Raw genomic sequence first — 13,511 nt, forward strand, 5'->3', positions numbered from 1 at the left:
CTCTTCGGTCCCGCGCCGTGATCTCACCCTGGTCGGGCGAGGACCGCGTGTCCGGGCGCGGCCGACGATGACAGGCAAGCCGGAATCCGGCACGAGACAGGAGGGGTAACGCCATGAGCCAACACGCGCATCCGGGGGCCGCGGGCGGGGTGCGATCGACGGGCCGGGCCACCACCCAGACGGCATGGGTCGGCTGGATCTGGTTCGGCGGCGCGATGATGATCCTGCTCGGCCTGTTCAACGTGATCGAGGGCGTGGTCGCCCTGTTCAACCCGAGGTACTACGTGATCGGCCCGCAGGGCCTGCTGGTGTTCAACCTCACCGGCTGGGGATGGGTGCACCTCATCATCGGGATCCTCGCCGTCATCGCCGGTCTCGCGCTGTTCACCGGCGCGATGTGGGCCCGCGTGACGACGGTGGTGCTGGCGACCATCAACGCGATCGCGCAACTGGCCTTCCTGTCCGCCTACCCGTTGTGGTCCACCATTGTGATCGCGCTGGACGTGGTCGTGATCTGGGCGGTGGTGGTTCACGGGCAGGAAGCCAGGGAGGAATACGAGCAACTCTGATCCCTCTGATCCCTCTGATCCCTCTGACCCCATCGGACACGCCCCTGACCGGACCCGGGGCGAACGACACGGAGCGGCGCCCGGAAGACCTCAGCCGGGCGCCGTCCGTTGTTCACCTGACGGCCGTGAACCTGGCGTGATACGCGCTTAGAAACGACCTCAGGGCGGCAACGGACGGTGCCCAGGACTGAGGAGAGTGCGCGTGCGGGTCGGGCGGAGGGGGCTGCGGTGGCTGGCGCTGGCGCTGCCGTTGGTGGTGGCCGGATCCGCGGCTGCCGGGGTGGGGGAGCCTGCCGCGCCGCAGGCGGGCAGCGGGCCGGTGATCCGCGCCGTGGATCCCGTGGACGCGGCCGGGCATCCGGTGGCGGTGGACGGCAGCCTGCCCGCGGCGACCTCGATGGGGGAAGCGCTGAGCACCGCCGGCCCCGTTGTCCTGACCCAAACCGCCGGGTCCGCCGCGTCGCCGCCCAGCGGTCCCCTCGGGATTCCCGGGGTGGCGCTGGCCGCGTATCGTGCGGCCGCCGACGGCCTGGCCCGCAGCAGGCCCGGATGCCACCTGAGCTGGTCGCTGCTGGCGAGCATCGGGCGCATCGAGTCCGGGCACGCCCGGGGCGGCGATGTGGACGCGGGCGGGACCACCAGGGTGCCGATCCTCGGGCCGGTGCTCGACGGAGCGGGTTTCGCGGCGATCCCGGACACCGACGGCGGCGCCTACGACGGTGACGCCCGCTGGGACCGCGCGGTGGGGCCGATGCAGTTCATCCCGTCCACCTGGCGCGTCTACGGCCTGGACGGCAACGGCGATGGGCGGGCCGATCCCGGCAACCTCTACGACGCCTCCCTGGCCGCCGGGGCCTACCTGTGCGCGGGCGGTGTGGACACCGCGGATCCCCGGCAGCGGGCGAGCGCCGTCTTCCGCTACAACCATTCCGACAGCTACGTGGCCACGGTGCTGTTGTGGGCGGACGCCTACGCCGCCGGGGTGCGGCCCCTGCCGGGGGTGACCGCGCCCGCGGTCCAGGTGGCCCTGTCGGCCCCGACCGCCCCCACCGCGACCCCCGGCCCGGCTCCCCTCCCGGTCACCACCGCGCCGTCCACGCCCGCACAGGCCCGGAGCGCGGCCCCCGCCACCACGTCCCTGCCGACCACGTCGAGCGCCCCTGCGAACCCTTCGACATCGGCTCCTCCGTCCGCCCCCTCCTCCACCACCCCGAGCCCGTCCTCCGCGCCCGCCTGCACTGAGAGCACGACGACGACCGAAACCCCGGTTTCGGCGACAGCCGTGTCCTGCCCGTCGCCCGTCCCGGCGGCCTCCACGTCGTCTTCACCAGCGGTGACCACGACCTCTTAGCCCGTGTCGCCCCCGGCGTACGTTTTGGCGGGTTCATCCCCAGTGCGCCGTCCCAGCACGTTTCGTACGGACGGTGTTCGCCCAGAATAAACCGTGCTGCCTGATTCTTACGCGGCAAGTCGGGGCCGTCGATCGAAAAGAGAGTCATGGCAGTCCCTCGGTTTCAGATGTTCACGGTGCCGGGCCCTCGCCGGCCGGTTCCTCCGGAGGGCGCACCGGGTCGTGTGGCCTGGCGTTTCCTTTCCGCGAACAATCGCAACATCGCCCGGTCGATCGGTGATTTTCCGGACGCTCGTTCCTGCCTGTCGGCACTGCGCGAACTGACCGCGGGGCTGGGCGGGGCCGATCTGCGGACGGTGCGGAACATCCAGGGGATGTGGTGCTGGCGGCTGCGGATGGGGGAGACGGAGCTCGCGATCTCCAGCCATCAGTACCAGCGCCGTATCCGGGCACAGGGGGCAGCGCTCAGTTTCCGCGACCTCGCCGCGAAAGCCGGTGATCCCGAAGACCTGCGCTTGGTTATTTTCGACCGGACCAAGGCCGGGAAACCGAAATCGGGAAACGGTTTTCCGCAGGCGGATTCCGTTCGTCCCTAGTTCAACCTCCGGCGGCCCGGTGTCCAGCTCTTCCCGTTTGTCTGTACCGGCCCTCGAGTTTCTTTCGGCAAGGATCAGGAAGGACGTCGTCGTGATCGACCAGCTCGCCGCACCGCCGGTGGCCGAGACCCGTCGCCGGGTTTCACCGCCCGGCGGGGTGGATCGCGCGTTCCGCGGCCTGCTGGCGGTCGCCGGCCTGCTCGTGCTCGTGATCATGGCGACCGTCGGGATCTTCCTGCTCGGCAACGGAACCCGGGCCCTGCGGGTGGCCGGGCCCGGGTTCCTCACCGTGCAGGCCTGGCAGCCGGACTCGGGCAACTTCGGTATCGCGGCGGTGCTGACCGGTACCGTGCTGATCGCGGTGGTGGCCCTGTGCGTGGCGTTCCCGCTGGCGCTGGGGGTGGCGCTCTACATCTCCGAGTACGCGCCCCCGGCGGCCAGGCGGGCACTGGTCAGCCTGGTGGACCTGCTGGCGGCCGTGCCCAGCGTGGTCTACGGCTTGTTCGGGGCGGTGTTCCTGCAGTGGAACCTGCTGGAACTGCCGCGCTGGCTGGCCACCCACCTCGGCTGGTTCCCGCTGTTCCATGTGGACGGTTACGATCCGGGCGATCCACTGGCCAGTGAGACCGTTTTCGCCAGCTCGACCTTCTTCGCCGGGCTGGTGGTCGGCCTGATGGTGATGCCCGTCGCCTGCTCGGTGATGCGGGAGTCGTTCTCGCAGGCGCCCGCCGGTGAGCGGGAGGGGGCCTATGCCCTGGGTGCCACCCGCTGGGGCGTGATCCGCACCGTGGTGCTGCCCTTCGCGCGCGGCGGCATGATCGGCGGGACGATGCTCGGCCTCGGCCGGGCCCTGGGCGAGACCATCGCGGTCTACATGATCATCGCGCCGGTGTTCGCGATCCAGCCGCACATCCTGCAGTCGGGCGCCAGTTCGGTGTCGGCGCTGATCGCCCAGCAGTGGGGAGCGTCGAGCCCCTTCGGCCTGTCGGCGCTGATGGCGGCCGGGCTCGCCCTGTTCATGCTGACCCTGCTGGTCAACTTCGGCGCCTCGGCGGTCATCGCACGCAGCCGGTCGGGACGGGAGAGCGAGGCGTGAGCGTGTCCACAGTGGATTTCCTGGAGCAGCGCAGGCGAACGGGGACCGCCGGGAGCGGTTCGGCCCTGGTGCTGGCCGGTGCGGCGGCCGCCTCCCTCGCCCTGACGTGGCTGGTGTTCACCCGGCTCGCCCCCTTCCGCGGGGTGCTTGCCTTCCTCCTGGTGGCGTGGGTGGTGTTCCTGGGCCTGTACGGCCTGCTGGTTTCGTTCACCGAGAACGCACTGACGGTGCGGGACCGGCTCGCCGCCGTCATGGTGCACAGCCTGGCGTTCGCCGCGCTGGCCGCGCTGATCGTCATCGTCGGCTACCCGCTGGTCCGGGGGGCCGCCGCGCTGCGGCACCTCAACTTCTTCACCGAGGACATGGCCGATGCGGGACCGCTCGACCCGTTGTCCCAGGGCGGGATCCTGCACGCGGTGGTGGGGACCGTGGAGCAGATCGGGATCGCGCTGGTGATCAGCGTGCCCCTGGGCGTGGCCTGCGCGGTGTTCCTCAACGAGACCCGCGGCGCCTTCCCGCGGCTGGTGCGCACCGTGGCCGACGCGATGACGGCGCTGCCCTCCATCGTGGCGGGCTTGTTCGTCTATGCCGCGCTGATCCTCGCGCTCGGCCTGGAGAAGTCGGGCCTTGCCGCGGGCTGCGCGATCAGCGTGATGATGCTGCCGATCGTGATCCGGGCCTCGGACGTGGTGCTGCGCCTGGTCCCGGGATCGCTCCGCGAGGCCGCACTGGCACTGGGCGCCGGGCAGTGGCGCACCGTCTGGCACGTCGTCCTGCCCACCGCCCGCTCCGGGCTGACGACGGCGGTCCTGCTCGGCACCGCACGGGGAATCGGGGAGACCTCGCCGGTGCTCATCACGGCGGGGTTCACCGCCTACCTCAACGCCGACCCGCTGTCCGGGCCGCAGGTTTCCCTTCCACTGGCCACTTTTTCGCTGGTCACCTCGCCCGAGGAGGCGATGAAGGCGCGCGGGTTCGGCGCGGCGGCCGTGCTGATGCTGGTGGTGCTGGTGCTGTTCGTGGCCGCGCGGCTGGCCGGTGGCAGACCCGCCGGAGAGCTGTCGCGCGGCGGGAGGCGGCGGCGGGAGCGGGCATCGCTGGCCGACCGTGAACGGTTCATCGCCCGCATCCGCGAGCGCAGTCAGACAGGAGCCCAGCAGTGACCCCCCGAGTGATCCGGCGCCTGGCCGCACTGGCCGCGGTGCTCGCCCTCCTGCTCGCCGGCCAGGGACCGGCGCTGGCCGACAGCTACGTGCCGATCAGCGGCGCCGGGTCGACCTGGAGCTCCAACGCCCTCGACCAGTGGCGCAAGAACGTCCTCCAGTACGGCATGCGGATCAGCTTCGCGGCCACCGGTTCCACGGACGGGCGGAACCAGTTCAAGGCGGGCCAGGCCGACTTCGCGGTGTCGGAGATCCCCTACGGGCTGACCGATGCGGGCGTCAAGGACTACGAGCCGAACCGGGGCTACGCCTACATGCCGATCGTCGCGGGCGGTACGTCGTTCATGTACAACCTGCACGTCGGCACCACGCGGGTGACCAACCTCCGCCTGTCGGGCGCGGCACTGGCGGGCATCTTCACCGGGACGATCACCAACTGGGCCGATCCGGCGATCAGGGCGGACAACCCGGGCCTCGCCCTGCCCGCCCGCAAGATCATCCCGGTGGTCCGCTCCGACGGTTCCGGTACCAGCGCGCAGCTGACCACCTACTTCGCCGGTGAGTTCGGCGGCCAGTGGGACGACTTCTGCCGCCGCGCGGGCCGCGCGACGCCGTGCGGGTTCACCTCGAACTACCCGCTGGTGTCCCCGATGGTCGGCCAGTCAGGTTCGCTCGGCGTGACGAACTACGTGCGGCAGGCGCAGAGCGAGGGTGCGATCACCTACGTCGAATACTCCTACGCGCGCAACGCGGGCTTCCCCATCGCCAAGGTACTGAACAAGGCCGGGTACTACATCGAACCGAAGGCGCCCAGCGTCGCGGTCGGTCTCCTGGGCGCGGCCATCAAGCCCGACCTCACCCAGGAACTGTCCGGCGTGTACCACAACACAGATCCGCGGGCCTACCCGCTTTCCAGTTACAGCTACATGGTCCTGCCGACCACGACCGCCTCGCCGTTCACCGTCGAAAAGGGACGGACGTTGTCGGACTTCGCCTACTACTTCCTGTGCGAGGGACAGCAGCAGGCCGACGCGCTCGGCTACTCGCCCCTGCCGATCAACCTGGTGCGGGCCGGGCTGGACCAGGTGGCGCGCATCCCGGGATCGACGAAGATGGCCACGGATCTGGCGAAGTGCAACAATCCCACGTTCTCGCCGGACGGGACCAACCTGCTGGCGAAGACCGCGCCCTACCCGTCGGCCTGTGACCGGGCCGGGGTGACCCAGTGCGCCGAGGGCACCGGCGGTGCACCGGCCGCGACGCCGGTCACCGCCGGTGGGCAGGCGGGTGCCGCGGCCACGGCGAACGGCCCCGCCGCGTCCGGCCCGGCGGCGGGACCGGACGCGGCCGGGGTCCCCGGGCAGGCCCAGGCCGATCCGGACACCGGCCAGACGGGGTCCACTCGCGACGGTGGCGGCACGTCCGCGCTGGCGGTGCCGGTGTCGCTCGGGGTGCGTGACGGTGACACGGCCGCCCTGCTCGCCGCGCTCGCGGTGACGCTGCTGCTGGCGCTGCTGATCGGCCCGCCGGTGCTGGCCCGGGGACTGCGGAACCGGGGCGGGAAGCGATGATCGCGCGGATCTGCCGGCTGCTGGTGGCCGCGGTGCTCACGGTCGCCGGGCTCGGCCTCGCCCTGGTGCCCGCCAGTGCGGCGCAGGCCGGCTCCGCGGTGACCGTGTCCGGCACCGGCGAGTTCTCGGCCCTGCGCGTGACGGTGTCGCAAACGGCCGACCTGATCAACCAGACCGTGCACGTGAGCTGGACCGGTGGGGCGCCCACCGGCCCCTCCGGCAACTTCAGCACGAACTTCCTGCAGATCATGCAGTGCTGGGGCGACGACCCGGCGGGCCCGCGCCGCGAGCAGTGCCAGTTCGGCGGGCTGGCGGCGCAGGGCTCGCCGGTGGCCGGGGCCTGGGTGCGCAACCGGCAGGTGAGCTACGGCGACACCCTGCACGACGACGCGGAAACCCTCCTGCCGGAGCCGGGAAAGCAGGCCGTGGTCCCGTTCACCTCGGTCACCGGGACCACGACCACACAGACCGGCGACTTCTTCACCGCGGGCACCACCAACGAGATCCCGCTCGCCAAGACCAGGCTCGACGGTACCGGCGAGGCCGACTTCGAGGTGCAGACCGCCACCGAGTCCTACGGCCTCGGGTGCGGCACCGTGGTGGGCGGCACGCCCCGGCCCTGCTGGCTGGTCGTGGTGCCGCGAGGCACCACGGAGGTCAACGGCCGGATCGCCGGGCAGGACTACGGGCACACGGCGCTGGACTCCTCGCCGCTGAGCGCGAGCAACTGGCAGAACCGGATCGCGGTGAAACTCGCCTTCCAGCCGGTCGGCGCCGCCTGCCCGATGGGGGCAGCCGAGCGGCCCACCGCGGGACACGAGTTCGTCGCGGAAGCGGTCCTGCGGTGGCAGCCCCGGCTGTGCGCGAACGGGGGCACCGTCTTCGGCTACACCGAGCTTTCCGACGCGACCGCGCGATCGGTGGCGGTGTCGGACAAGCCGGGGCTCGACTTCGTGAGCGACCCGGTCCCGCCGGGGGAGGTTCCGGCGAACCGGCGGCTGGTGTACGCGCCGGTCGCGGTGTCGGGGCTGAGCATCGCCTTCCTCACGGAACGGCAGTCGGCCGGTGAAGGCGTGGTGCCCGACGCGGTGTGGCAGCGGGACGGGGAACCGATCACCGAACTGAATCTGACCCCGAGGCTGGCCGCCAAGCTGCTCACCCAGTCCTACCAGCTGGCACTGCCGTTGCGGCAGGACTACCTCGCGCGCAACCCGGACTTCCTCACCCGCGATCCGGACTTCCTCGCGCTCAACCCCGAGTTCGCCTCCTCCGGCGTGCTCATGTCCACAGTGGACGCGCTGGTGCCGACGCTCGACGCGGACGCCACCGCGGTGCTGTGGACCTGGATCAACGCCGATCCCGACGCGAGGGCCTTCCTCGACGGCAAGCCGGATCCGTGGGGCATGACGGTGAACCCGAACTTCCGGGGCCTGTCCCTGCCGGTGCCGAACTTCCCCAAGGCCGACCTCAGCTGCGGGGGCACCGGGCTGCTGCGCAGCTGCGTCCTCGACCTGCGCCCGCTCGCCGCCGACATGCACGACGCGGGGCGGGCGATCAGCCGGGGCGACACCCTCGGCAAGGCGCCCACCGGGTTCGCCACCGCCGACGGCAAGCCCGAGCTCAAGGCGGTGGACCGGCAGCCGCAGGGCCAGCGCAGCCTGCTGGCGGTGGTGGACACCGCGACCGCCGCCCGCTACGGCCTGCCGACGGCGAAGCTGCGCAACGCTTCCGGCGCGTTCGTCGCGCCGACCCGGGACGCGCTGACGGCGGGCGTCACGGCGATGAAACCGAGTGCGGTGCCGGGCGTGCTGCTGCCCGACCCGCTCGCCACCGCGGCCGCGGCCTACCCGTTGACCACGGTCAGCTACGCGGTCACCGCACCGTCCGCCTTGGACAGCGCGGGCGGGGCGGCCTACGCGCAGTTCATCTCCTACGCCGCCGGTGAGGGGCAGACCCCGGGGGTCGAGGCGGGCAGGCTGCCCGACGGTTACCTGCCGCTGCCGGAGGGGCTGCGGCAGCAGGCCAGGGCCGCGGCCAAGACGATCGCCGACCAGGCCGGGAAGCCGGTCACCACCGGCGCGGGGGAAACGGGCGGGGCGAGCGCCGGAGCGGCCGCCTCCGGTGGTGACGGCGGGGCGCCGGTGAACGCGGCATCCGGGCAGGCGGCGGCGTCGGCCTCGGTGCCCGCTGCCGCGGCCGCTCCGGTCACCTCGGCCAAACCGGCCGAGACCGGCTCGCGGCGGCCGGCCGCCGCGAGCCGCCCGACCCCGGCTTCGCCGGTGGGTCCGGTGCGGTACGTGCTCGCGGGCCTGCTGCTGGCCGGGGGACTCGGGGCCGGTGCCGGGCCGGCCCTGCTCCGCCTGAGCGGACGGATGAGGAGGTGAACCACACCCAGACGCATCCGGACGCCACCGGAGCGGGAGTCGCCACTCCCGGCTCCGGCGACGCGGCCGGACGAGATGCCACCGAACACCCGGCGCCGAGCCTGATCCGCGGGCGCCGGGCGCGGGACCGGGCAGCCGCCCGGACCCTCCTGCTGCGCAAAGGATACTTGACGTGACAGTGAAGAAGAGGACCGTCCTGGCCGCCGCGTTCATCGCGCTGACCGCGGCCCTGTCGATCACCGGGCCCGCCCAGGCCGACCCCACCGGCAGCCCGGCCTACCGTGATTTCGCCGGAGTCGGCTCCGACACCACCCAGGGCGTGATGAACGGCCTGGCCGACAGCATCACCGTCAACGGGAGCAAGGTTCTCGGCTCCTACGACGCCGTCGGTTCGGCGAACATCACCACGAAGGACGCCGCCACCAACCCGGCCTGCACCATCCCGCGCCCCGCCAATTCCGGGGAAGGCGTCAACGCCCTCGTCGCGGCGCAGGACGGCAACACCGGCTGCGTCCAGTTCGCGCGGTCTTCGGCGAACAACTCGGCGAACTACGCGGGCAAGAACCTCACCTACATCCCGTTCGCGGTCGACGCGGTCACCTACTCGGTCCGGTCCGACAGTTCGATCTCGAAGAAGCTGACCACCGCGCAGCTGAAGAGCATCTACAGCTGCACCGCGCCGGGCAGCGGCACCACGTACAAGCCGCTGCTGCCGAAGTACGGTTCCGGCACCCGCGGCTTCTTCCTGTCCCAGCTGGGGCTGACCAACGCCGCCAACTTCACCACCACCTACCCGTGCGTGAAGGACGTGGACGGCACCGGGGCACCGATCGAGGAGAACACCGGCACCTTCCTCACCGATCCGGCCAACATCGCGCCGTACTCCATCGCCCAGTACCAGTCGCAGGTCTACGGCGTGGTCCCGGACGTGCACGGCAAGGCGGTGCTCGCCACGCTCAACGGCATCGCGCCCACCGACCTCAACACCGGCTCCTCGTTCAAGCGCGACGTCTACAACGTGGTGCCCAGCGCGAAGCTGTCCGACCCGGCCTACAGCTCGATGTTCGTCGGCGGCACCTCGGCCATCTGCGCCCGCACCGACGTGATCACCAAGTACGGCTTCGGAATCGCCCCCAACTGCGGTTCCACCGGCATCGTCACCCCCTGATCCGGCTCCCCGAAAGGATTTCCGAGTCGATGAGACCCACCAACATCCTCCGCCGCGCGGGCGTGGCCGGGGTCGCGCTGGCCGCCGGAGCGGCCGGATTCGGCCTCGTGCCCGCCGCCTCGGCGGCGATCGCGGCCGGCACGCTCGGCACGCTGACGGCGTCCCCGGCCGACGGCCAGGACACCACCGCGCCGCAGTACACCACCTCCGCGGGCTGCCCGGACACCGCCGACGCCTACAACCTCTACGTCTACGGTCCCGGCGGGTTCTCCGGCGGCCTGATCGCCACCACGACCACCGACGTCGGCCTGTCGCACACCTCCGGGTTCGCGATCCAGCAGGGCCTGTCGTTCAAGGACATCGCCACCGACAACCAGACGACGGTGCAGGCCGGCCGCTACGACCTGGTCGCCAACTGCGTGGACTCGTTCTCGCAGCAGGTGCAGGGCACCTTCACCACGGCGGTCTACTTCACCGACGCCACCCACTACACCAGCACCGACCCGAACCAGGCCGTCACCACGACCACCTCGCTCGCGGTCACCCCGGCCTCCCCGGCGTTCCAGGGCGACGCGGTCACGCTCACCGCGACGGTCACCCCGGCGTCGGCGGGCGGCACGGTGCAGTTCAAGGACGGCACCACCGACCTCGGCGCGCCGGTGGCGGTCTCCGGTGGCACGGCCACCCTGACCACCTCCGCACTGGCCGCCGGTGCGCACTCGCTGACCGCGGTGTTCACCGGTGCGTCCGCGAACATCCAGGGTTCGGCGTCGGCCCCGGTGAACTACGACGTGCAGGTCCGCCCCGCCACCGTCACCACCACCTCGCTCGCGGTCACCCCGAGCGGCAGCGCCGCGCAGTACGGCACGGTGACGCTGAACGCCTCGGTCGCCCCGTCCGGTGCCGCCGGTTCCGTGCAGTTCACCGACAACGGTGCGAACCTGGGCAACCCGGTGCCGCTGTCGGCGGGCACGGCTTCGCTGAGCACCACCACCCTCGCCGTGGGGGCGCACGCCTTCACCGCGAAGTTCCTGCCCGGCGACCCGGCGGTGTACGCGCCGTCCGAGTCGGGTTCGGTGCCGTTGACGGTGGACGCCTTCACCGGGGTCGCCACCTCGGAGCAGATCACCACCACCGTCGCCCCCGGTGAGCTGCTGATCAGCGTGGCCAACCAGAACGTCACGCTCCCGTCGCCGAAGATGCTGCCCGACGCCTCGATGCTGCAGACGGCCGGCGAGCTCAACGCCGTCACCGTCACCGACACCAGGGCGGGCAACCCCGGCTGGACCGTTTCGGGCCAGGTGACCGACTTCAGCGACGGGATCTCGCACGCGATCAACGGTGCGAACCTCGGCTGGACCCCGGCCGTGCTGGACAAGCTGGCCACGCAGAACGTCAGCGCGGGCCCGGCGGCCAACCCGGCCGCCGCGCTGGCGCCCGGTGCGCCCGCACCGGCCGGGGCGGGCCTGTCCGCCGCGCGCACCCTGGCTACCGCCGCCAGCGGCGGCGGCAACGGGACCGCGCACCTCGGTGCCGGTCTGGCCCTGAACGTGCCGACGTCCACCGTCGCCGGCACCTACACCGCGGTGCTCACCCTCACCGCGATCTGATCCGCCCGGGCCGGTTCCCGGCAGGCCCGTCCTGCCGGGAACCGGCCCGGTTTCCTCCCGCCCCTCCGGAAGGTCCCGACCATGACCCGTCTCCTCCGGCGCGCCCTCGCCGCCGCGCTGCTCGGCGTCCTCGCGCTCGCCTTCTCCCCACCCGCGCTGGCCGATCCCGCACCGGCTCCGTCTCCCGGCGACGCACCCAGGGCGACCTTCGGAGTGCGGCCCGCCACCGAACGGGAGCCGGACCGGCGCAGTGCCTTCACCTACAGCGCCACTCCCGGCGCCCGGCTGACCGACTACCTCGCGGTGTCCAATGTGGGCGAAGCGCCGGTGACCGTGCGGATCTACGCCGGTGACGCGTTCAACACCCCGGACGGTGGTTTCGACCTGCTCGCGTCCGGCGCCACACCGGTCGACGTGGGCGCCTGGACGAAGCCCGCACAGGACACCGTCACGGTGGCGCCGCGGTCGGTGCAGATCGTGCCCTTCACCCTCACCATTCCGGCCAACGCGACTCCGGGCGATCACACCGGCGGCATCGTGGCGGCCCTGACCACCGACCGGACCACCAGTGGCGGCCAGAAGGTCGCGCTCGAACAGCGGGTCGGTGCCCGGATCTACCTGCGGGTGACGGGGGAGGTGCATCCCGCGCTGTCGATCGACGGGCTGACCGCGGACTACCACGGCGGCCTGTTCTCCCTCGGAGGAGACGTGACGCTGAGCTACACGGTGCACAACACCGGGAACACCCGCCTCGCGGGCACCCGGCAGGTGAGGGTCACCACTCCCTGGGGATCCACAGTGGACGCTCCCGCGCTGCCGAAACTCGGTGAGCTGCTGCCCGGTGCTTCGATCCGGATGAGCACCCAGGTCGGCGGGCTGCCCGCCGCGGGCCGGCTCACCGGCACCGTGCGCGTCGAGCCCGCCCCCGCGCCGGGGCACCAGGACCCAGCCGCGGCCGCCGCCGAGGCCAGCGTGGCCTTCGCCGCGGTGCCGTGGCTGCCGCTGGCCGTGGCCGCCGTGCTCCTGCTGACCGTGCTGTGGCTGCGGTGGCGGCGCCGCCGGGCCCGGGCGGTGCGGCAGGCGGCGGACGGGGAAACCCGGCAGGAGGCCGAGCATGCGGCTGCGCGCTGACGCACGGGTGGCCGTGTTCGCGGCCGTGCTGCTGTCGCTGACGGCCGCTCTGGCCGCCCCCGTCGCGGCGGCCGCCCCGCTGGGCGGCCTGGTCGTCACTCCCGGCGAGGGCGCCGACATCGCCTCCGTGCGGCTGCTCACCAGTGGTGGCTGCCCGCCCGGGGCCGATGCCTACAACGCGACGCTGACCGGCCACGGGTTGCCCGCGGCCGGTCAGGTGATCACCGCGACGACCGACGCCGGACTGTCGCACACCGCGCCGTTCGAGGTGTTCCCCGTGGAGACCCTGCGGGATTTCGCGGCCGACAACAACACCACCCTCACCGGCGACTACCGGGTGACCGTGTCCTGCGTCGATTCGTTCGCCCAGCAGAGCAAGGGCGAATTCAGCGCGACGCTGCGGATCCCGGCGCCCGGACGCTACCTCGCCCTCGGTTCGGCGAAGGGGCCTGACCGGGTCCAGGGGTCCACAATGGAGCCTGCAGCGCCGGAATCTGCGGGCCAGGGCGGCGCGGTGCCGTCGGCCACCGCCGAACCACCGGCCACCGGGCGGAGTGCGGTGGCCGCTCCCGGCCCAGCCCCATCCACAGTGGACAACTGGTTCCCCGCCGCCGCCCTCGTGGTCGTGCTCGGCATCGCCGCCGCGATCGCGATACCGGCCTTGAAACAGGCACGCGCCCGGCGGCGTGACGGCTGAACCACCCGAGACCACCCAGCACAACGGAGGAAAAATGCGGAAACGACAACTGGCACTCACGGGCCTCGGTCTGCTGGCCGTGGCCGGCACGGCGGCGGGGACCGTGGTGACGGCCGCGCAGGCCACGCCGATCACCGGCACGCTGGGCACACTGGAAATCACCCCGGCCACCGGC

12 protein-coding genes are annotated in these 13,511 nt (G+C 72.2%); all 12 read left to right on the forward strand.

Translation table 11 applies throughout. The features are described 5' to 3' along the window. Nucleotides 1-113: 113 nt before the first annotated feature. The 12 genes from ORV05_RS11455 (at nucleotide 114) to ORV05_RS11510 (ending at nucleotide 13,336) form a co-directional block, all read left to right on the forward strand. Nucleotides 114-569 carry a DUF7144 family membrane protein gene (locus ORV05_RS11455; RefSeq protein WP_268758442.1) on the forward strand — a complete coding sequence of 152 codons (456 nt, stop codon included), beginning with the start codon at nucleotides 114-116 and terminating at the stop codon, nucleotides 567-569. Between the two features lie 202 nt (nucleotides 570-771). After that, nucleotides 772-1,920 (forward strand): lytic murein transglycosylase, encoded by a 1,149-nt coding sequence (locus ORV05_RS11460; RefSeq protein WP_268758443.1) that lies wholly within the window; start codon nucleotides 772-774, stop codon nucleotides 1,918-1,920. A 224-nt stretch (nucleotides 1,921-2,144) separates the two neighbouring features. Then, a complete protein-coding gene (locus ORV05_RS11465; RefSeq protein ID WP_268758444.1) occupies nucleotides 2,145-2,516 on the forward strand; it encodes a hypothetical protein in 372 nt (123 codons plus the stop codon). Between the two features lie 91 nt (nucleotides 2,517-2,607). Continuing rightward, a complete protein-coding gene (gene pstC, locus ORV05_RS11470) occupies nucleotides 2,608-3,612 on the forward strand; it encodes a phosphate ABC transporter permease subunit PstC (protein WP_268758445.1) in 1,005 nt (334 codons plus the stop codon). Then, nucleotides 3,609-4,775 (forward strand): phosphate ABC transporter permease PstA, encoded by a 1,167-nt coding sequence (gene pstA / locus ORV05_RS11475; protein ID WP_268758446.1) that lies wholly within the window; start codon nucleotides 3,609-3,611, stop codon nucleotides 4,773-4,775. The genes pstC and pstA overlap by 4 nt, the downstream gene beginning before the upstream one ends. Then, complete coding sequence (locus ORV05_RS11480; RefSeq protein ID WP_268758447.1) at nucleotides 4,772-6,346, forward strand: phosphate ABC transporter substrate-binding protein PstS; 1,575 nt, start codon at nucleotides 4,772-4,774, stop codon at nucleotides 6,344-6,346. The genes pstA and ORV05_RS11480 overlap by 4 nt, the downstream gene beginning before the upstream one ends. Beyond that, on the forward strand, nucleotides 6,343-8,730 hold the full coding sequence (locus tag ORV05_RS11485) for a hypothetical protein (RefSeq protein ID WP_268758448.1): 2,388 nt from the start codon (nucleotides 6,343-6,345) through the stop codon (nucleotides 8,728-8,730). The genes ORV05_RS11480 and ORV05_RS11485 overlap by 4 nt, the downstream gene beginning before the upstream one ends. Further along, the gene (locus ORV05_RS11490; RefSeq protein ID WP_268758449.1) at nucleotides 8,727-8,906 is read left to right on the forward strand and encodes a hypothetical protein; all 180 of its coding nucleotides are present in this window, start codon (nucleotides 8,727-8,729) and stop codon (nucleotides 8,904-8,906) included. The genes ORV05_RS11485 and ORV05_RS11490 overlap by 4 nt, the downstream gene beginning before the upstream one ends. Then, a complete protein-coding gene (locus tag ORV05_RS11495; RefSeq protein WP_268758450.1) occupies nucleotides 8,903-9,898 on the forward strand; it encodes a hypothetical protein in 996 nt (331 codons plus the stop codon). The genes ORV05_RS11490 and ORV05_RS11495 overlap by 4 nt, the downstream gene beginning before the upstream one ends. 29 nt (nucleotides 9,899-9,927) lie before the next feature. Further along, nucleotides 9,928-11,508 carry an Ig-like domain-containing protein gene (locus ORV05_RS11500; protein ID WP_268758451.1) on the forward strand — a complete coding sequence of 527 codons (1,581 nt, stop codon included), beginning with the start codon at nucleotides 9,928-9,930 and terminating at the stop codon, nucleotides 11,506-11,508. 81 nt (nucleotides 11,509-11,589) lie between these two features. Next, complete coding sequence (locus ORV05_RS11505; RefSeq protein ID WP_268758452.1) at nucleotides 11,590-12,639, forward strand: WxL protein peptidoglycan domain-containing protein; 1,050 nt, start codon at nucleotides 11,590-11,592, stop codon at nucleotides 12,637-12,639. Further along, nucleotides 12,623-13,336 (forward strand): hypothetical protein, encoded by a 714-nt coding sequence (locus ORV05_RS11510; RefSeq protein WP_268758453.1) that lies wholly within the window; start codon nucleotides 12,623-12,625, stop codon nucleotides 13,334-13,336. Before ORV05_RS11505 ends, ORV05_RS11510 begins: the two co-directional genes overlap by 17 nt. The last annotated feature ends 175 nt before the right edge of the window (nucleotides 13,337-13,511 follow it).

The organism is Amycolatopsis cynarae, assembly GCF_026802195.1.
Classification (GTDB): Bacteria; Actinomycetota; Actinomycetes; order Mycobacteriales; family Pseudonocardiaceae; genus Amycolatopsis_E; species Amycolatopsis_E rhizosphaerae.